Origin of the sequence: Sporosarcina sp. P18a (assembly GCF_002743135.1) — a bacterium.
Taxonomy (GTDB): domain Bacteria; phylum Bacillota; class Bacilli; order Bacillales_A; family Planococcaceae; genus Sporosarcina.
This window is the reverse complement of record NZ_PDYQ01000003.1, coordinates 171,109-191,178: the sequence shown is the minus strand read 5'-3', so window position 1 is coordinate 191,178 and position 20,070 is coordinate 171,109. Positions and strand designations below refer to the sequence as shown.

Below are 20,070 nucleotides of genomic sequence, written 5' to 3'. Positions count from 1 at the left end.
GAACGATCAAGTGAACATCTAGACGAGAAGGGAAGAGATGAGTATGGAGAAGTTTTTAAGCATAGTAGAGAAGCAACGCCACCTTATGTATGAAGAGATGAAAGAAGCTGCCGAGCTGATGTTTAATGAAGCAACTGATGAAAATCTCATTGCACAGTTTTTGATTGCATTATCGAAAAAAGGTGAAACATCACATGAACTAGCGGCATTGGCATCCGTTATGAAGTCATATGCAAATGACTTAACACCCAAAGAAGCACGTTATCTAGATAACTGCGGAACGGGTGGAGACGGAGTCAATACATTCAATATTAGTACGACGGCTGCATTTGTTTTGGCGGGTGCTGGGGTCCAGGTTGCGAAACATGGTAACCGTAAAATCTCCAGCGCATCGGGAAGTCAGGATGTCCTAGATGCACTAGGCATTCATTCCGACTTCCAGATATCGGATATGCAAAACTTACTGGAACAACAAGGAATTGCATTCTTATTCGCGCCCGCTGTTCATCCGAAAATGAAACGGATCGGCACTATACGCAACAAAATTGGTAAGACAACGATCTTCAATTTGGTTGGACCTTTGACGAATCCCGTATCACTTGAAACTCAATTTACCGGTATTAATCGTACGGATTTCATCATGGAATACGCATCAGTGCTCCGGATGTTAGGGCGGGAGAGAGCGATTGTTGTGAGTGGGGCAGGCGGAATGGATGAGGCATCTCTTGCGGGCCAGAACGAATTCGTACTTCTCGATCATGGTGATTTAATTCCATTTTCATTGACTGCGGATGACGTAGGGCTAGAATATGCACCGTTGTCGGCAATTAAAGGCGGAGACGCAGTAGAAAATGCCGCAACTACCCGGTCCATTTTAAATGGAGAACGTGGACCGAAATTCGATACAGTCGTGTTAAATGCGGGAATCGGTTTATTTGCAAATGGCCAAGTTTCCACAATTCAAGAAGGTGTGAAAGTAGCTACTGAAAGTATTCTATCAGGTAAGGCGCTAGAAAAACTAGATGCCATCGTCGCATTCAGCGAAAAGATTCGGCAAAAGGCGGTTATCCAATGACGATTTTAGATAAGATTATTGCACAAAAGAAAATAGAAGTGGATCATTTGCTAGCAAGTAACGTGACATTTCCAGAACGGGAGATTACACGTCCGTCACTCTATCAGACGTTGATAAAAGCGAAAAAACTGCAAGTTATTTCTGAGATGAAACGTGCATCGCCCTCTAAAGGTTTGATTGCAGAAGGTGCAAATCCTGTTGAACAAGCGACAGCTTATTATGAAGCGGGTGCTGCGTGTATTTCAGTATTGACTGATAATGAATTCTTCAAAGGATCATTTGAAGACTTGTCTGCAGTAGCCGATGCTGTGCCCATCGCAGTGTTGTGTAAAGACTTTATCATCCATAAAATTCAGATTGACCAAGCGAAAAGCGCAGGTGCATCCGTTATTTTATTAATAGTGGCTGCACTCGATGACGAAACACTTGGAAGTCTGTATACGTATGCCAATGAAGAAGGTTTGGATGTGCTAGTGGAAGTGCATAACACGGACGAGTTGCAACGCGCATTGTCAATCGATGCGAGAATTATCGGTGTCAACAACCGTGATCTGCACACATTCGAGGTAGATCTAGCGCAGACGGAACGGATTGCGTCACACTTCCCGTTTGATGAAGAGCGTGTGTTCATCAGTGAAAGCGGGATCTGGGGACCTGAGGATGCAGAACGTGCGGCAAAAGCTGGAGCTAGTGCAGTACTTGTCGGAGAATCTTTGATGCGCAGTGATTCAGTAAAAGAAGCCCTGCAAGCATTACAAGTAGAAAAACACGTGATTCGCCCATGACAAAGGTAAAGATTTGCGGACTGATGAAACCGGAACATGTACAAGCGGCTGTAAATGCAGGCGCAGATGCTATAGGTTTTGTATTTGCACCAAGCCGCAGGGAAGTAACGCTAGAGCAAGCACAGAAATTGGCGAAACTCATTCCACCGTCCGTATTAAAGATCGGAGTCTTTGTTGATGAAACGAAAGAGCAGCTACTTAAGATATTTAATGAAGTGCCATTGGATTACATCCAGTACCATGGAGATGAGACTCCGGCTTTCATTCAACAAGTGGGGTTACCTTCTATAAGAGCACTTGCTATTACAAGTGATGATGACGTAAAACTCGCTGCTACCTATGACGTGGATTATTATTTATTCGATACACCAGGTATTGAATACAAAGGCGGTAGTGGTAAGACGTTCGACTGGTCATTACTTGAAGATGTAGGGGTATCAAAAGAGCAAATTATTTTAGCCGGTGGACTGCATGCAGGCAATGTGCAGGAAGCGGTCGGGCAAGTGAATCCATATATGGTTGACGTGTCAAGTGGAGTGGAGATAGAGAAGCAAAAAGATTCAGAACGCATTCAGACGTTCATTCATACAGCGAAGGGTAGGAGAGATCGTCATGACAACAGAAACTAAAGGACGCTACGGTAAATTCGGAGGACAGTTCGTTCCGGAAACCATTATGACTGCATTGCAGGAGTTGGAAACTGCTTACGAAGAAGCACAGCTAGATCCTGCGTTTTCAAAGGAACTGGATTATTATTTGAAAGAGTTTGTAGGTCGTGAAACTCCCCTGTTTTTTGCAGAGCGGTTGACGAAGCATGCTGGTGGTGCAAAAATTTATTTGAAGCGTGAAGATTTGAATCATACAGGTGCACATAAGATTAATAACTCTCTTGGCCAGGCGTTACTAGCGATACGTATGGGCAAGAAAAAAGTTGTGGCGGAAACTGGAGCGGGTCAACATGGTGTGGCGACAGCTACGGCTTGCGCGCTACTCGGCCTTGAATGCGTTGTATTCATGGGTAAAGAAGATATCCGTCGCCAAGAACTAAACGTTTTCCGCATGGAACTACTCGGTACGAAAGTGGTTTCTGTTGACAAAGGTTCAGGTACATTGAAAGATGCGGTCAATGAAGCATTGCGCTACTGGGTTTCCAATGTAGAAGATACACATTATATACTTGGATCAGCATTGGGTCCGCATCCATTCCCACAAATCGTTCGTGATTTCCAGCGCGTTATTGGTGATGAAACACGTAGGCAAATTGTAGAACATGAGGGACGTCTACCTAATGCAGTCGTAGCTTGCATTGGTGGCGGCAGTAATGCGATTGGTATGTTCCATCCGTTCGTTGATGATCAAGATGTAAAGTTGTACGGAGTAGAAGCTGCTGGTAGCGGAATTTCAACAGGCAAACATGCAGCAGCTATTGCGGGTAAACAAGAAGGCGTTTTACACGGTGCCTACATGTACGTATTGCAGGACGATGACGGATTTATTCAAGAAGCGCACTCCATCTCCGCTGGTCTCGATTATCCTGCAGTAGGACCTGAGCACTGCCATTTGGCTGATATCCAGCGCGTACAGTACGATTCCGTTACGGATCAACAGGCACTTGAAGCGGTGCAATTACTTTCACGTGTAGAAGGAATTATTCCGGCTCTTGAAAGTGCACACGCTGTTTATTATGCAGTGCAGTTAGCGAAAGAAATGAAAGAAGATCAGCTAGTCGTTATCTGTTTATCAGGGCGCGGTGACAAAGATATGCAAACAGTACGTGATGCGCTAGGAGGTCAATCAATATGACAAAAAAACTAGTAACACAAGCGATTATGCAGTGTAATGAACAGGGAAACAAGGCGTTTGTACCGTATATCATGGCAGGAGACGGCGGATTACAGACGTTGAAGAAGAACATATTATTCTTGCAAGAAGCCGGTGCAACTGCTATTGAAGTGGGTATACCTTTTTCCGACCCGGTAGCGGATGGTGATGTTATTCAGCAAGCTGGTGAGCGAGCGTTAGCTGAAGGCGTTACATTACGAAAGATTATGAAAGAACTTGCTTCATTCAAAGTAGAAGTCAAGATTCCCTTAGTAATCATGACGTATTTGAATCCTGTGCTTAGCTATGGTTTACAGTCTATAGCAGTAGATTGTGAAGCGAGTGGTGTCTACGGTTTAATTATTCCAGATCTCCCGCTTGAAGAAAGTGGCTTACTAAAAGATGCATTGAAAGACACTGAGGTGGCATTGATCCAATTGGTTTCCCTAACTAGCCCTACCGAACGTATAGAAGCTATTGCGAAAGCGGCAGAAGGTTTCATTTACGCAGTGACAGTAAACGGCATCACAGGTGTGCGTTCATCATTTACAGAAGAACTAGAAGGTCACTTGGAGCGTCTAAAGGCAGCAAGTTCCGTTCCGGTTCTCGCTGGATTCGGTATCTCAACTCCAGAACACGTTCGCACCCTTGGTGGACTTGCTGACGGCGTTATCGTTGGAAGTGCCATTGTGACGGCCCTTCATGAAGGAGATTACGAGAAGGTTCAGACGTTAATTAGCGCATCCAAAAATCAACTAACCAATAGCTAATAATGTGGCGGACAACTGATACATTTCAGTTGTCCGTTTTTTCATGTAAATAAAACTATCCACAGCAGAGAGTTTGTGAATAACTTATTCTGTTATTTAAGTAACTTTATAGGTACTATACACAAAAGTCGGGGATTATTTGTTCATAAAGGGGATAACTTAAAAATTACCCACAATCTATTTCCATTGTATTCGAAATCTCGTGATGACGATGGAGTTTCTTGAATATGATAAAGTAGGACGTAGAAAGGGTGATGAGTAGAATGATTCGTCCAGCACATTTAGTACAGGGTGATGTAATTGGGATCGTGGCACCTGCTAGTCCCGTAGAACGTGAAGTATTGGAGCGTTCATTTCAATTTTTGGAGCAATTGGGTCTGCGCTATAAGATAGGACAATCTGTGTATAAGAAAAATGGTTATTTGGCAGGGGCTGATGAGGAACGGCTCGCTGACTTGCACGAGATGTTTAAAGATCCTGAAGTGAAGGGAATTCTTTGTGCGGGTGGTGGTTACGGCTCGGCACGCTACGCAGAGCAACTAGATCTAGATTTAATCCACGAACATCCGAAAGTGTTTTGGGGGTTCAGTGATATTACGTATCTACATACCGCGATTCGTCAAGGAGCTGGACTCGTTACATTCCATGGACCGATGCTTGCATCATGTGTCGCACAAGATGAGTTTCATGAGATGTCGGGCAAAATGTTCGGGCAATTATTTACGCCAGTAGAAATTCATTATTCCGAAGCAATCTCGCCACTCGAAACACTTGTAGGTGGCGTTGCGGAAGGTGAAGTGGTCGGTGGTAATTTGACGCAACTAGTCAACAGTCTAGGTAGTGAGTTTGAGATTAAGACGAATAATCGATTGTTTGTAATTGAGGATGTCGGTGAAGAGCCTTATAAAGTGGATCGTCTACTCAATCAATTACGTCTAGCAGGTAAGCTTCGAGAAGCAGCAGGTATCGTGATAGGTGATTTCGCTAAAGCGACACCGAGCAAGCCAAATGATTCACTCACAATGGATGAAGTGTTTGAACATTACTTCGGAAAATTTGATCAGCCTGTTGTAAAAGGATTCCGTATCGGTCATTGTGAACCGAATATCGCAATTCCATTTGGCGTGAAAGGACGTTTGGATGCAAATAGCAAGACGCTAACTATCTTACCGGGAGTGGAGTAATTGCAAATTCGCACGGTGGAAACATTCCTCGTGTCATCTCTATTACGTAAACCGTTTGTTACGGCATTGCGAACTGTTCATGCCGTGCAATCGGTCATCATCAAACTAACAACTGACGACGGCCTAATCGGCTGGGGGGAAGCGGTGCCAACGCATGTCATAACAGGTGATACCATCGGCAGCATTCGTTATGTTATTGATGAGGTGTTTGCACCCCTATTGATAGGTCTAGATATCATACAGCGTGAAGTACTATATGAAAGAATACAACAAGCGATTATAGGGAATACGAGTGCAAAGGCTGCAGTTGACATGGCGGTACATGATTTATTCGGGCAGCTTTGCGGTTTACCTTTAGTACAAATGTTAGGTGGCTACCATCAAAGCCTAAAAACAGATTTCACGGTCAGTGTCGGAAAACCTACTGAGATGGCCAAGGAAGCAGCAGAACATGTTGCCAAGGGTTTCGATACGTTAAAAGTGAAAGTCGGTACAGGTAATTTCCAACAGGAAAGAGAAAGGATTCATGCTATTCGTCAAACCGTCGGCCAAGGTATCACGATTCGCCTCGATGCCAATCAAGGCTGGAAACCAAAAGAAGCTATACGCCTTATTCGCCAGTTGGAAGATGACGGAGTTGATTTGGAATTAATAGAACAGCCAGTTGCCGCATATGATGTAGAAGGCTTGAGAGACGTGACAAGACAGACAAGCACGCCGATCATGGCAGATGAATCATTATTTTCAGCAAAAGATGCAAAAAAGTTGCTGGAGATGCGCGCAGTGGATGTGCTGAATATCAAATTGATGAAGTCGGGGGGAATCCGAGAGGCCTTGAAAATTAATGCATTAGCTGAAGTAAATGGGATAGAGTGTATGGTCGGAAGTATGATGGAGACAGCAATTGGCGTGACGGCAGCTGCCCACATAGCAGCGAGTCAGCTAAATATAACGCGAGTGGATTTAGACGCCCCGCTATTATTGGCAGGAGAATTTTCTGCAGGTGGTGTGCGCTATCACGGATCGCATATGGAATTTAGTAAGGAGTCAGGACTAGGTTTTGATTCGAAACGGATGATGCAATGGGTGAAGGAGCATGCATGTGAATGAGAAATGGATGTGCGCGGTAAGTGTTGCAACAGTATGGACCGATCCCGATTCTCCTCGTGTGGCCGATCTTCCTGCTTTGAATCACCCTGTGCAAATCGATAGATGGCTTTCCCAGTTATCTTATGAAGAACGTTTAGCGCTAAGTGACAATAATCAAATTCAAACGCAGTTATTATACGGTGAATCTGTGATTGTTGAAGAAGTAGTTGGTGACTGGGCGCGTATAATTGCTAGCTCCCAGTCAACCCGCAAAGATCCGCGAGGCTATCCTGGCTGGGTGCCGCTTGTTCAACTTTCCATGAAGAAACGAATACAGACGGAAGAGTTTGTCAGAGTGACTAACCCAAAGGCAGCTTTGTTTGATGAATCAGGTACATTCTTTTTACGTGTTTCTTTCAATACCATTTTTCCTATTGCGGAAAGACGTGGCAAGAAGATCCGCGTCTGGACCCCGCATGGATGGAAACTGTTAAATGCATCTGATGTCGAGCGTGTGGGGGAAGAATCTATTCACCGTCCGCTTACTATAGGAAGACGCTTCATTGGTTTACCCTATTTATGGGGGGGGTTATCCGCCTGGGGCTTTGATTGTTCAGGATTCATCCGTACTATATGGGAAGCATGTGGAATTTGTTTGCCGCGTGATGCAGTGGATCAGGCAGAAGAAGGCAGACCGATCCCGCTCGACACTGCAGATTGGCAAAAAGGTGATTTAATCTTTTTCAAGAATGAAGAGCAGCGTATTCATCATGTAGCGATGTATGTGGGCAACGGGAAAATACTACACGCACCTGCAACTGGAAAATTAATTGAACAAATCGAACTGAGAAAATCCGCATATGCTAAAAATGTGTGTAGTGTGCGTAGAATTATCTAATCGTCTATGCAATACATCAAGCAAGTATTGGCGTTCACTCCCTTCTTTTATGTATACTGAAAAGAGCGTACTAAAAAGGGAGATGTCGCAATGTCGGAACGAAAACCTATGAGCGAGTCAAGAACGATCCAAAGTAAGCTGGTCCTACCGCCGGACACGAACCATATTGAATCAATTTTTGGAGGGAAAGTCCTTTCCTATATAGACGAGATCGCAGCTATTTCAGCTATGAAACACGCGGGTACTAGAGCTGCCGTCACGGCCTCGATCGACTCGGTCGATTTCGTTTCTCCAGCCTTGCTTGGCGATGTCATTGAACTGGAAGCGGTGGTTACTTCCGTTGGTCGCACATCTATGGAAGTGTTTATTTCCGTTCATTCCAAAAACTTAGTTACAGGTGAAGTGAAGTTGACGACGGAATCATTCTGTACGATGGTTGCGGTAGATGACACAAATCGTCCGATACCAGTGGCAGAAGTGTATCCTGAAACAGAGTTAGAAAAGCGCCTTTTTGATACAGCGCCTGCACGACGTGAACTTCGTAAACAGCGGAGATTGATGAAATATTAATAGTAGCGTGAGGTGAGACGGATTTCTCGTTTCTGCCTTGCGCTTTTTATTTAAAGTAATCAACTTGTTATTTTTTGCAAAGTGTACTAAATGATTAATACACTGGAATAGAAAGAGTTGGTTTTAGTGTATATAAAAACAGCAGTGGATGAAAAGGCCAGAGCCCACTCATTCACTGCTGTTATGTTGTATTAGTTATTACTGCTAAACGTACGGACTAGTCCAAGTACTGTTCCACCCAGAATAAATGCAAACAATGCATACATGATATAGACGAACCACATGAATATCCACTCCTTTGATCAGTATCCTGCCTATAATTGTAACACCTTGACAGACGCGTTGCAATGGACTTTGTAAGACAACTGTGGCGGCTGTACGACCAATTGAGTGAGTGTTCGCTATTTTATCGTTCGCTCTTTAATAAATCACGAATTTCAGTAAGTAATTCTTCTTTTATATCTAATGGTTTTTCTTCCGGATCTTCTTCAACTATCTCTGCCGGCTTCATTTTCAACTTCATAAGTACTCGTAAGAAGACGAAAATGGAACCTGCTACAATCAAGAAGTCAATGATAGATTGAATGAATAGACCATATTTAATTTTAGCATCGCCAATTGTATAGCTCAATGAAGAAAAGTCCAGACCACCTAATAAAATCCCGATGAGTGGTGTCATAATATTTTCAACTAAAGAAGAAACGATTGTTCCAAAAGCTGCACCAATTACGACACCGATTGCCAAATCAAAAATATTTCCTTTAAACGCGAACGCCTTAAAATCCTTCCACATACACATAACCACTTTCTTTATTATGATAGCCCTGTATTACATTGTGATTTAACCCTATTTTTGACGTTGAAATCTCTGGTAGATTAAAATAACTCCAAATAAAAACACTGAACTGGCGAGCGCGCCACCGACAATATCACTTGGGAAATGAACGCCTAAATAGATTCTACTGACTGCAATCATCATAATCATAAAAACCGCAAGAATCGTAATAGCAATTCGGCTTCCTGTAGTCTTTAGATTTCTCCATACGATATAAGCGAGTATTGTATAGAGGCTGAATGCCATCATCGTATGTCCACTAGGAAAGCTATACCCGCCAATGTCGATCAGACGATGAAAGTTAGGGCGTTCCCGTTTGAAGATGAATTTGAGTACTTGATTAAGAATGCCAGTCCCAGCTAGTGCAATAGCAAATAGTACTGCTTGGGCACGGTGTTTCTTCCATAAAAGAACGCTAAGTGTCAGTATGGCTAGTAGAGCAACCGATGTTGTGGAACCAATAGTAGTAAATAGTTTCATCAAAGATGTTAGTCCCTTGGATTCTGCACTTTGTACAAAGTCTATTATAGGTTCATCAAAACTAGAGATCGTTTGCAAATGAATCGATCGGGCAATATAGGCGAAAAATCCGGTAAATAGAATACAAATAATCCAAACGGATAATAAACGAAGTGATAATTCACGCACGGTATACATTCCTTTCTATTGTTGTATATTGTGAACGATAATAAAAAGATTGTACAGCGAAATGTAGAAATATGTGGGGATAAATGTCGGAAGGTCAAAAAAGCGGATACTATCTAACTTTAGCACCCAACACAAATTTATATAATGATCTAACTCATGTATCGTGTATGGTTGGGCCTGTCTCAAAACATATGACATTTGTCATCTCAAAGTCATGACATCTAAGTCTACCTCTCCTGCTGTATACAAGTTATTCTTAATGTACTAGCAAACCCAATAGGAGGGAAATTCAAACATGAGTAAAGAACAAACGAAGCAACTGCACAAAGACGTCGCGCCTTTTGCGAAGTCTGATTTGAAAAAGAGTATTGTTCAGATGTTCAATACGATTCCACCGGTATTGATTTTATGGTTCTTGGCTTACCAAAGCTTGAGTGTATCTGTCACATTAACGATTGCGTTGGCAATCGTTGCAGCGTTCTTTGTAGTTCGCACATTCATCATCTTCCATGACTGCACGCACGGTTCATTCTTCCGCAATAAGAAAGCGAATAATATTGTTGGAACAATCACTGGCGTCTTGACATTATTCCCATACGAAAAATGGAAAAGAGAGCACTCGATTCACCACGCATCTAGTTCAAACTTAGATAAACGGGGTGTTGGAGATATCTGGGTTATGACTGTTGAAGAGTACGAAAATGCTTCCAAGTTCGAGCGTTTCTACTATCGTGTTTATCGTAACCCTATTGTCTTGTTTGGAATTGGCCCTTTATATTTGGTGCTAATCTCAGGTCGTTTTAACCGTAAAGATGCGCGTAAGAAAGAGCGTTTGAATACGTATTTAATTAACATCATTTTAATTGCAGTATATACAGTATTAATCGTAGCAATTGGCTGGAAAGCATTCTTGCTAATTCAAGGTACTATGATGTTCACAGCTGGTGCTCTTGGTATTTGGTTGTTTTACATTCAACATACATTTGAAGATTCTTATTTTGAAGAGGAATCTGACTGGGATTATGTGAAAGCAGCAGTTGAAGGAAGTTCATACTATCAATTGCCACGTGCTCTTCAGTGGGCAACAGGCAATATTGGATTCCACCACGTACACCACTTGGCACCACGTGTACCGAACTATAACTTGGAAATGGCGCACGAATTAACTCCACCGTTGCAAAAAGCTACAACGATTACATTGAAAACAAGTTTGGAATCATTACGTTACCGCTTGTATGATCCAAATAATAAAAAATTTATCACATTTAAAGAAGCAAAACGGTATTCACTAAAAGATAAGTTGTCGATTGATTTAAAACCAAAACGTACACGCTTATCATAAAATGGCAGGAGAAGGAGCAATCCTTCTCCGCCTTTTTATTTTGTCCGCACATCTCTAAAGAGCTAGTGTAGTCAATGTTTGTTACAATGGAAGGAAAAGGACGGTGATGAGAACAAATGTATAGTTGGTATAGTATTTTCCCAAAAAGCCCATGGCTCAGTATTTATGCTTGGGTTGTGTTTTGTATATTGCCTTTCTTTTTTATTTTACGAAGCGCATCTCCATTTAATTTAACAATAGGTATCATATTATTAGTGTTATTTTTCCTGTCATATTATTTTTCCGCTAAGTCAAAAAGTGGTCTTATGTATATGTGGATCAGTTTTGAAATTGTTATTACCGTCGTGATGACATTGTTATTTGGCTATGTTTATCTGTCACTGTTTATTGCTTTCTCTATTGGGCATATCAGAAGACCAGTCGGCTTTTTTGTTATTTACGGATTACATATTGCGATTTTAATCGCCGCAATCGTTGCGGGGTTCTTTCTTGAAATCGAATTATTTTTACCACAAATACACTTTGTTATTATCACGGTTATCGGAGTAGTATTACTGCCATTTAATTTGTACAACCGTCAAAAACGAGACTTACTTCAAGATCAGTTGGAAATTGCAAGGGAACGGATATCAGAACTGATGATCATTCAAGAGCGTGAGCGTATTGCACGAGATCTCCATGATACACTTGGACAAAAGTTATCTATGATTGGTTTAAAGAGTGACCTAGCTTCTCGATTGATGGATCGGGATATCGAGTCGGCAAAAGCAGAAATTCAAGATATACGTCAAATTTCTAGTACGGCACTAAAAGAAGTACGAGATCTTGTTAGTGGTATGCGACGTGTGAAGCTTAAAGATGAACTGGTGCGCGTCCAACAAATGCTGAAGGCGGCTGAAATCGAAGTGGATATAGAAGGTAATCCCAATTTCCCCGACGTGTCGCCTATTGTAGAAAACGTACTCGTAATGTGTCTCAAAGAAGCAATCAATAATGTAGTAAGACACAGCTATGCAAAACAATGTTGTATTATATTTGAACAGACAGAAAAGGCATTTGTAATTAGAATAAACGATAATGGGATTAGTATCGCGCAAAATGGCGTGAATTTACCAGGGAATGGGCTTGATGGCATGAAGGAACGATTAGAGTTCGTCAACGGTAAATTGTCGATTAAAAGTGACAATGGGACGCAACTAAAAGTCATGGTACCTGCTGTCTTAAAGCAAATAAAGGAGGGGTAATATGATTCGCATTGTAATTGCTGAAGACCAAGGAATGTTACTCGGTGCACTAGGGTCGTTGTTGAACCTGGAAGAAGACATGGAAGTAGTAGGCAAGGCTAAAAATGGCCAGGAAGCCGTAGACTTGGTAAAAAGTCTTCAGCCCGATATTTGTATTATGGATATTGAAATGCCGATTAAAACCGGCTTGGATGCTGCGGAAGAACTACAAGATATGGAATGCCAAATTATTATTCTCACGACGTTTGCTAGGGCAGGTTATTTCGAACGAGCGCGGAATGCAGGAGTTCGTGGATATTTGCTGAAAGATAATCCCATTGAAGAGTTGGTTAAATCGATTCATTCTATTATAGAAGGGCGCCGAATTTATGCACCTGAATTAATTGACATGGCATTTGATATGAAAGAAGAAGAGAAGAATCCATTGACTGAGCGGGAAGTTCAAGTACTTAAGTTGGTATCGGAAGGGAAAACTACGAAACAGATTGCGGCTGAACTGTTTTTATCACCCGGAACTGTCCGTAATTATGTCTCCACCATACTGGATAAACTTGGAGTTCGTAATCGTATTGAAGCGATTACGTTATTCAATGAAAAAGGCTGGTTCGAGTGAAATCTACACGGGCGTACATTCATAACGAGGGAGTGAGTGATAAGTGAATAAGATTACGCAAAGTGAATGGCTTGTAAAGCTACCCTTATTACAAAGCGTGATGGAGCAGAAGGAAGTGTTATGGAAAAATCCTTCTGTCGAATTGGTAGCAGCTGGCCTGTTGAAGACACGTTTATCAAAAGTTGATATAGTAGACGCCAGCGAACGTCTGGAGAGATTCGCTCCCTATTTGGCGAAAGTCTTTCCAGATACGGATAAAGGTATTATTGAATCCCCATTAACCCCAATTCCAAAGATGAAGCAAGAACTCGAAAAAGCGTATGCTATCCATATTCCGGGAAAGCTTTTATTAAAACAGGATAATGCGTTGCCAATCTCAGGTTCAATCAAGGCTCGTGGTGGTATTTATGAAGTTTTGAAGCATGCAGAGACGCTTGCGGTAGATAGTCAATTGCTAGATTCTACAAAAGACTATAGCCAATTCGATACGCTGAGATTCCGAGAGTTGTTTGCGAAGCACAAAATTGCCGTAGGCTCGACAGGGAATCTGGGATTGAGTATTGGTATTATGAGTGCAAAGCTTGGCTTCAATGTCACGGTGCATATGTCAGCCGATGCCAAACAGTGGAAAAAGGATTTACTACGCTCCAAAGGCGTTCAGGTGGTGGAGTATATGGATGATTACAGTAAAGCAGTAGAAGAAGGCCGGCGTCAGGCAGAGGCTGATCCGTCTTGTCATTTTGTGGATGATGAAAACTCTACGGATTTATTCATGGGATATGCAGTGGCAGGGGAACGTGTTGCGGCACAATTGAAAGAGCAGAATATTACTGTCGATGAAGCGCACCCTCTATTCGTCTATTTACCTTGCGGCGTAGGCGGGGGACCTGGCGGCGTGGCATTCGGATTAAAATTGGCTTTAGGTGATCATGTGCATTGCTTCTTTGCTGAACCGACACACTCACCGTGCATGATGATTGGTATGATGACAGGAATGCACGACCAGGTCTCGGTTGCAGATTTTGGCTTGGACAATAAAACTGCGGCTGACGGTTTAGCAGTCGGTACAGCTTCTGCATTTGTTGGAAAAACGATGGAACCATTCCTCACAGGATGCTATACGGTAGAAGATCAGACATTATTTACGCTTCTTAAAGAGCTGGCGGATAGTGAAGACATCTGGCTGGAACCTTCAGCACTTGCTGGTATGACAGGACCTGTACAAGTTATTAAGTCTACATTACCGTTAGCAGACTCCAAAAACGCAACGCACCTTGTATGGGGAACGGGCGGAAATATGGTGCCTGCGGACGAAATGAAGAGTTATTATCATTATACGAGGAAATAATACACTCTATTTCCCGGGAAATCGACAAAAGATCCGCAGAGACTATTCTCTGCGGATCTTAATTTTTAGAATAGATGATTTGGAAGCTAGGAGACATCGTTGATCAACGTTCCCGAACACAAGTTTGACCTCATTACGCTTGCCCACCATTTTGTCCTACATCATGGTCTTACTTCAAATCTCTAAAAATCTTTAATTTCAAGAGTCTTGGAGCCAATAATAGACCGATAATTGTCCCACTCACCGTCGATACAAGAAAAGGGGGTAGGAAAAATAAAGCGGTTACGGTCGTGCCCATCAAGATTTTGGCATAAGGCACTGCAAACAATGGTGCTATCAAACCGGTACCGATAATCTCCCCGATGCCTGCACTCCAATTCTTTTTGAAACGCCGGTATAATACGCCAGCTAAAAACGCACCGATCATCCCGCCAGGAAATGCGAGCAGTGAACCTGTCCCTGTCAGTATACGTACGAGTCCTGTCATAAACGCTACCACGACAGCGGCCCCCGGACCCATTACGATCGCCACTATAACATTTACAGTATGCTGTATGGGATACGCTCTAGCGATACCAGCAGGGAATGAAACGAATGCAGAGCCGGCAACTGCAATCGCGACAAACATTGTCATGAAAATCATTTTCCGTGTATTCATACGATCCCCATTCATGCCAACAAAGAGTGTATGGTGTTTGATAAATCGCTTGCTGCATACTGCGGATCTTTAGCCGATGCGATAGCGGAGACCACAGCTATACCGTCTGCCCCGGCTTGGATAACAGAGCCGGTAGTAGCCAGTGTAATGCCGCCTATAGCGACGATCGGCATATCAGGGAACGCAGTATGGATTTCTTCTACTAGAGTGGTACCTACAACTGCCGAAGCATCGAGTTTGGTTGACGTCGGATAGATCGGACCCAGACCTACATAATTCGCCCCAATTGATTGTGCAATTTGTACCTCATGTGCATTGTGAGTCGAAACTCCAAGCCACTTATCCGGACCAATTCGCTGACGCACGCTGTCTGCCTGTTCATCATCTTGTCCTACATGAACCCCGTCTGCATTAATGGCCAATGCCAAATCCACATCGTCATTGATGATGAAAGGAACACGATACAATCTGCAAAGTGCCTGACACTTTCTAGCGAATCCGAGCAAAGCCTCGCCTTCAAGCGCATTAGATCCCTTTTCACGCAACTGAAAACATGTGACACCACCGCGAAGAGCCGCTTCTACTATTGCTAACGGATCCTGACTCTGAGCGTTTGGTGTACCCATTACAAAATATAAGCCTAATGCTTTCCTCACTTCCATGTTTGACATCAGTGCATCTCCTTTTTCAGTTCACCGTATGCCCAGTGATTGGTTGGTCCGTGCCCTGAACCAATCTTCAGGCCATTTTCAATCGCGGCCTGTATGAATTGCTTCGCTTCGGCAACTGCATCCGTCAAAGAATAGCCCTTAGCCAGAAAACTCGTCAAAGCCGCTGCGAATGTGCATCCGGTCCCGTGTGTATCTTTGGTTTGAATCCAAGGTGTTGTTACAGTGAATGACTGCCCTTCTTCGTCCGCGTAATAATCCTTTGCATCCAGTACATCATTGCGGTGACCGCCTTTCATAACGACGGCTCTTGCTCCCATTTTAATAAAAGCGGCTGCAGCTTGCCGAATGTCTTCGTCTGTTCGTATTTTCATTCCGGTTAGCACTTCCGCTTCAGGGATATTCGGAGTCACAACGGTAGCCAGCGGTAATAAATGTTCTTTTAATGCTAGAATCGCCTGTTGTTGCAATAAAGCCTGTCCTCCTTTTGCAATCATGACAGGGTCAATGACTAAAGGAAACGGAGGATATTCTTTTAATAGCGTTGCTACTTCAGTAATGATTTCTGTCGAAAACAGCATCCCAGTTTTACATGCTTTTACATCAAAGTCATCCAGTACTGCACGAATTTGTGCTATTACTCCATCTGTCTGTATTGGATAAACACTGTGAACACCGTGTGTGTTCTGAGCAGTCAATGCAGTTATGGCAGAAGTGCCGTATACACCTAGCTCCTGAAACGTCTTTAAGTCGGCCTGAATTCCTGCGCCTCCTCCGCTATCAGAACCGGCAATGGTCAATGCTACTTGTACTGTCAATTGAAAAACCTCCTGTCTAGTATACTGAAATTGTTTTCCGTTCGTTATCCAATGTATGTAAGGTATTTAAGAAGTTTACAGCAAAGTCGCCAGGACCACGTGAAACTTTTGCAGTTTGTTCACCAGCCCGTTTATAAAATGAAAGTGCATCTGCTACGGCTTCCAAGGGATGTTCCATTCCTACGGAGAGAAATGCACCCGTGACAGAACTGAGTAAACAACCCGTGCCGGTTATGGTGGTCATCATCGGGTGGCCGCCCGTAATGGATAATGTGGAATGGCCGTCCGTGACTAAATCGACTTCGCCTGAAACCGCCACGAGACAGTTGTACTTAAGGGCAGTCTTTTTCGCTATACTTTCGATGTCGGCAGAACCTTCTCCTGCGTCAACACCCTTAGCGGCCCATGGAACATCTGCAATCGCAGCAAGTTCCCCTGTATTACAGCGGATCAGTGTGATATCTACCTCGTTCAGCACTTTTAGAACGCTAGCTTTACGAAAAGCCGTAGCACCTGCACCAACTGGATCTAGTACTACAGGTTTTCCTGCTGCGCGGGCACTTTTTCCCGCCAAAATCATTGCGTCTACTGTTTGTTGCTTCAATGTACCAATATTTAAAATACTGCAAGCGGCAATTTTTGCAATGTCTTCTGCCTCCTCCACTGCATCCGCCATAACGGGAGAAGCGCCTATTGCAAGTAACCCATTTGCCTGGAAATTCGCGACTACAAAGTTTGTCATGCAATGAACGAGCGGTTGCTTTTGACGAAGTTCGTGAATAAGCTGCATGTTTCTTTTCCTCCTTAAAAAGGTATATATACAAAAAGCCCATGCATAGATGGGCGGTTGGGTATGAAAACTACCCACTTTCCTCCGCTAGTATGTACTAGATCAGGTTCAAAGGGTTTGCGTAATTGCATCTCAGCCAATAGAAGGCGCCCCTAGTGGTGACTATGTATTAGACAGGCTGATTATATCATATACATGGAAAAGGTTAAAATAATACTGGGGTTATGAGGTTAAAGTAATAAGAAATGAGTGATTGTACATAGACGAAAAGGTATAACGATATGCTGAATGTTACATAATTATCTGAAGGCGTATAACTGTTTCAGATGAAATAGATAAAAGGGAGCAGATCGCAAATGGAGAAATTATTCGAAATTCAACAGATGAATCATTCATTGGATGATATATCATTCACGTGGAGTGACACAGGTGGTTATTACCGTGTCTATAAAAATGACCGACAAGTATATGAAGGAACGGCTCCAAAGTTTACGGATGGAGAGCTAGATCCGTCATATCCTTTTCAATATACAGTGGAACGAGTGGAGGAAGGACGGGTTCGAGATGTAATTGTTATCCAGACATCACCTCTGACAGAAGTACAGGAAGATGAACATCCTTTACAACGCTTGGTGATCACAACGATTGCCGCCCCATCACAAATTGCTCTGTCATGGGAGTGGATTAAGGATGTAGAGAAGTTTGATGTTTTCCGGAATGGACAATACATCGAGACAATTACGGATAATCGTTTTATTGATCGCGAGACAAGTTCTTCTGAGGCGGTAGTATATAGTGTCGTGGCAACACGCCCATTAATTGATAGCAATCAGAAAATGAATGTCAGTAAATCAATCGCATCAAAAGTGTATGAAGTGATTATGCCTCCGGATCCTAATAATAAACCAACAGAAGAAGTCTATACATTTTCCGTGCGAGTAAAGCAACGGGATCGATTACTCATTCCAGTGGCTGACAGGAAAAAGTTAAATGAAGTGAAGCAATGGAAGTTCCGCTACACGACTTTTTTAAAGGAAGATATTATTAAAAATCCGAATCTTTTTTCGCCGATTCCATACTTTACAGGAGACGATCGGGACTTCAACCCTGAAGGAAAAAGCTTCCGCACGCGTGTAGATATAGAAGGAGAATTTATCGGAGGAGACAGCAATCTGCGGTTTACGAAAGCCACTGGGCCGTCAATTGGCTTAAATACTATGAAGCGGTATAAGCGCCATGCCCATGCTTCTGTAGAGGGTATAGAAATCGATCGGTTGGAGGAGAAATCGAAAGAAGTTCATTTTACAATTACTCATGATGTAGGCAATCCATTAACCGCTTCACCGTCTATTCACTATGAAGTGAAAGCTCATTTGGATCAGCAAGGTAACTTAGATCTGGTAGGCTATCACAATGATGCACCTCATCATGAAATTTATTTATCGCTTGATGGCGAGAATTGGCGCCCTGTGCATCGTACTGAAAGTGAAGGATTGGCGTATTTGACGGGTGTGCTAGGAGATAATTATTGGCGCTATATGACGTGTAATTAATGCAGTAGTAAATGTGGTACGTCCTTTTTTGCGTTGCCTATGTTTGTGCAAGCAAATGGTGACGTCCATATTTGCGTTAATGAATGATTATGGTTTCTCTTATCCTTGAACAGTATGAATACGCAAGAAATATAATGAGCACTGTATGAAAGTAGCATCTTGCCCCTCTAATGTATCACCGCGTAAGTATAATTCCACCTGTTGTCGTTAAAGCTGAATGATATAAAAACGTTAGAGGGTTTCCATATGAAAAAAACGAGCTCTATAAGTGTCTTACATGTTATTTTCCTATCGATGACAGTGATAGGTTTGAAAAATCATGTGACCATTATTCCGTCGCTTGTACAAGGGGCGGGAAGGGATGGCTGGATATCGATTTTGGTGGCCGTTATTATAATTTTCCCTTGGCTTTTTCTAGTACTTTACATCCATAAGAAATCAAAGCGACAACCTCTGACAGAATGGTTGGAAAAGAGTACCGGGAAAGTTGCATCAGCCATTATCCGGTATATGACAGCCATCTTTTTACTCATCTTGGCAGCTTTTACAATGGGTGAGACATTAATATGGATAATTTCAACCTTTTTACCTGAAACCCCCGTCCTACCGTTATTACTCATTTACACGATTTTATGTATTCTACTTGCCACAACAAACTTGCAAACGATTGCGATGGTTAATGTACTTATTCTATTTTGGATTGTCATTTTGGGATTTTTTATTGCGTTTACCAATATGCAAGTAAAAGATTATGAGTTGCTTCAACCATTTTTTGAACATGGGTTTCAACCCGTACTAACGACAGCAGTGTTTCCAGCGTCCGGGTTTGTCGAGATTATACTTTTCCTGTTCATTCAACAACAAGTCAAAGATCAAATCCGGTGGTATCATTTTGCTGTCATGCTGTTCATTTTAATGGGATTGACTATGGGTCCTACCATTGGAGCTATCACAGAGTTTGGTCCAACAGAAGTGACGAAACAAAGATTTCCTGCCTATGAAGAATGGGGAATTGGGTCGGTCGGGCGGTTTATTGAACACTTTGATTTCGCTTCTATTTATCAATGGCTGTCAGGTACGTTCATAAGAGTGAGTCTCCTTTTATTCATAGCAGCGGATTTATTAAAGATGACAGGAGACAAACAGCGTATTTGGAGAATACTTGCACCGGCTTTTTTCTTTATGGCGTTGTCGTTAAATCTTTTGAGTGATGATCTTTTCCATAGTATTAAAGGGGATTATTTATTGATTGTCACATTTTTCTTCATGTTCTTCCTGTCGTTCATTTTAGTCATTATTGCCTTGCTTTCACGAAAATCATCTAAGAAGATCAAAACATAAAATCTATAAAGAAAATGGTG

21 protein-coding genes and 1 riboswitch are annotated in these 20,070 nt (G+C 42.5%); of the genes, 15 read left to right on the top strand and 6 right to left on the bottom strand.

The features are described 5' to 3' along the window. Positions 1-43: 43 nt before the first annotated feature. The 9 genes from trpD (at position 44) to CSV75_RS10575 (ending at position 8,192) form a co-directional block, all read left to right on the top strand. Positions 44-1,075 carry an anthranilate phosphoribosyltransferase gene (gene trpD, locus CSV75_RS10615; protein ID WP_369825368.1) on the top strand — a complete coding sequence of 344 codons (1,032 nt, stop codon included), beginning with the start codon at positions 44-46 and terminating at the stop codon, positions 1,073-1,075. Then, the gene (gene trpC, locus CSV75_RS10610; protein ID WP_099675788.1) at positions 1,072-1,860 is read left to right on the top strand and encodes an indole-3-glycerol phosphate synthase TrpC; all 789 of its coding nucleotides are present in this window, start codon (positions 1,072-1,074) and stop codon (positions 1,858-1,860) included. The genes trpD and trpC overlap by 4 nt, the downstream gene beginning before the upstream one ends. After that, positions 1,857-2,489, top strand: coding sequence for a phosphoribosylanthranilate isomerase (locus CSV75_RS10605; RefSeq protein ID WP_099675787.1), 633 nt, complete (start codon positions 1,857-1,859; stop codon positions 2,487-2,489). The genes trpC and CSV75_RS10605 overlap by 4 nt, the downstream gene beginning before the upstream one ends. Then, positions 2,473-3,663 carry a tryptophan synthase subunit beta gene (trpB, locus tag CSV75_RS10600; RefSeq protein WP_099673027.1) on the top strand — a complete coding sequence of 397 codons (1,191 nt, stop codon included), beginning with the start codon at positions 2,473-2,475 and terminating at the stop codon, positions 3,661-3,663. Before CSV75_RS10605 ends, trpB begins: the two co-directional genes overlap by 17 nt. Next, positions 3,660-4,451, top strand: coding sequence for a tryptophan synthase subunit alpha (trpA, locus tag CSV75_RS10595; protein ID WP_099675786.1), 792 nt, complete (start codon positions 3,660-3,662; stop codon positions 4,449-4,451). The genes trpB and trpA overlap by 4 nt, the downstream gene beginning before the upstream one ends. 254 nt (positions 4,452-4,705) lie before the next feature. After that, a complete protein-coding gene (locus CSV75_RS10590) occupies positions 4,706-5,635 on the top strand; it encodes a S66 peptidase family protein (protein WP_099675785.1) in 930 nt (309 codons plus the stop codon). Beyond that, on the top strand, positions 5,636-6,745 hold the full coding sequence (locus CSV75_RS10585) for a mandelate racemase/muconate lactonizing enzyme family protein (protein WP_099675784.1): 1,110 nt from the start codon (positions 5,636-5,638) through the stop codon (positions 6,743-6,745). It begins immediately after the preceding gene. Next, positions 6,738-7,622, top strand: coding sequence for a C40 family peptidase (locus CSV75_RS10580; protein WP_158231649.1), 885 nt, complete (start codon positions 6,738-6,740; stop codon positions 7,620-7,622). Before CSV75_RS10585 ends, CSV75_RS10580 begins: the two co-directional genes overlap by 8 nt. Positions 7,623-7,712: 90 nt before the next feature. Next, complete coding sequence (locus CSV75_RS10575; RefSeq protein WP_099673024.1) at positions 7,713-8,192, top strand: acyl-CoA thioesterase; 480 nt, start codon at positions 7,713-7,715, stop codon at positions 8,190-8,192. A gap of 406 nt (positions 8,193-8,598) precedes the next feature. On the opposite strand, the gene mscL is transcribed toward CSV75_RS10575, so the two are convergent. Together mscL and CSV75_RS10565 are read right to left on the bottom strand one after the other, a co-directional pair. Beyond that, the gene (gene mscL, locus CSV75_RS10570; protein ID WP_099675782.1) at positions 8,599-8,985 is read right to left on the bottom strand and encodes a large conductance mechanosensitive channel protein MscL; all 387 of its coding nucleotides are present in this window, start codon (positions 8,983-8,985) and stop codon (positions 8,599-8,601) included. A gap of 54 nt (positions 8,986-9,039) precedes the next feature. Beyond that, a complete protein-coding gene (locus tag CSV75_RS10565; protein ID WP_158231648.1) occupies positions 9,040-9,675 on the bottom strand; it encodes a phosphatase PAP2 family protein in 636 nt (211 codons plus the stop codon). A gap of 295 nt (positions 9,676-9,970) precedes the next feature. Between CSV75_RS10565 and desA the strand changes: the two genes are divergently transcribed. The 4 genes from desA to CSV75_RS10545 all read left to right on the top strand — a co-directional run bounded on the left by desA (position 9,971) and on the right by CSV75_RS10545 (position 14,222). After that, positions 9,971-11,017 (top strand): Delta(5) desaturase DesA, encoded by a 1,047-nt coding sequence (gene desA / locus CSV75_RS10560; protein WP_099675781.1) that lies wholly within the window; start codon positions 9,971-9,973, stop codon positions 11,015-11,017. A gap of 116 nt (positions 11,018-11,133) precedes the next feature. Then, positions 11,134-12,261, top strand: coding sequence for a sensor histidine kinase (locus CSV75_RS10555; protein ID WP_099675780.1), 1,128 nt, complete (start codon positions 11,134-11,136; stop codon positions 12,259-12,261). Position 12,262: 1 nt separating this feature from the next. Next, positions 12,263-12,874 carry a response regulator transcription factor gene (locus CSV75_RS10550; protein ID WP_099635796.1) on the top strand — a complete coding sequence of 204 codons (612 nt, stop codon included), beginning with the start codon at positions 12,263-12,265 and terminating at the stop codon, positions 12,872-12,874. A gap of 43 nt (positions 12,875-12,917) precedes the next feature. Next, entirely contained in the window at positions 12,918-14,222 is a 1,305-nt protein-coding gene (locus tag CSV75_RS10545) for a D-serine ammonia-lyase (protein ID WP_099675779.1), read from the top strand. A gap of 169 nt (positions 14,223-14,391) precedes the next feature. Here the strand turns inward: CSV75_RS10545 and thiW are convergent, their stop codons facing one another. Genes thiW through thiM form a run of 4 tightly spaced genes read right to left on the bottom strand, consistent with a single transcriptional unit; the run spans position 14,392 to position 17,156 of the window. Beyond that, positions 14,392-14,880: an energy coupling factor transporter S component ThiW gene (thiW, locus tag CSV75_RS10540; protein WP_099675778.1), complete on the bottom strand. Its 489-nt coding sequence runs from the start codon at positions 14,878-14,880 to the stop codon at positions 14,392-14,394. 11 nt (positions 14,881-14,891) lie between these two features. Continuing rightward, entirely contained in the window at positions 14,892-15,551 is a 660-nt protein-coding gene (gene thiE, locus CSV75_RS10535) for a thiamine phosphate synthase (RefSeq protein WP_099630500.1), read from the bottom strand. Beyond that, positions 15,551-16,366: a bifunctional hydroxymethylpyrimidine kinase/phosphomethylpyrimidine kinase gene (thiD, locus tag CSV75_RS10530; RefSeq protein ID WP_099675777.1), complete on the bottom strand. Its 816-nt coding sequence runs from the start codon at positions 16,364-16,366 to the stop codon at positions 15,551-15,553. The genes thiE and thiD overlap by 1 nt, the downstream gene beginning before the upstream one ends. Positions 16,367-16,382: 16 nt before the next feature. Then, on the bottom strand, positions 16,383-17,156 hold the full coding sequence (gene thiM / locus CSV75_RS10525) for a hydroxyethylthiazole kinase (protein ID WP_099675776.1): 774 nt from the start codon (positions 17,154-17,156) through the stop codon (positions 16,383-16,385). Between the two features lie 62 nt (positions 17,157-17,218). Continuing rightward, a riboswitch (TPP riboswitch) is annotated at positions 17,219-17,320 on the bottom strand. 192 nt (positions 17,321-17,512) lie between these two features. Between thiM and CSV75_RS10520 the strand changes: the two genes are divergently transcribed. Beyond that, positions 17,513-18,709 carry a DUF3238 domain-containing protein gene (locus tag CSV75_RS10520; RefSeq protein ID WP_099675775.1) on the top strand — a complete coding sequence of 399 codons (1,197 nt, stop codon included), beginning with the start codon at positions 17,513-17,515 and terminating at the stop codon, positions 18,707-18,709. Positions 18,710-18,955: 246 nt separating this feature from the next. Continuing rightward, positions 18,956-20,050: a GerAB/ArcD/ProY family transporter gene (locus tag CSV75_RS10515; RefSeq protein ID WP_099675774.1), complete on the top strand. Its 1,095-nt coding sequence runs from the start codon at positions 18,956-18,958 to the stop codon at positions 20,048-20,050. The last annotated feature ends 20 nt before the right edge of the window (positions 20,051-20,070 follow it).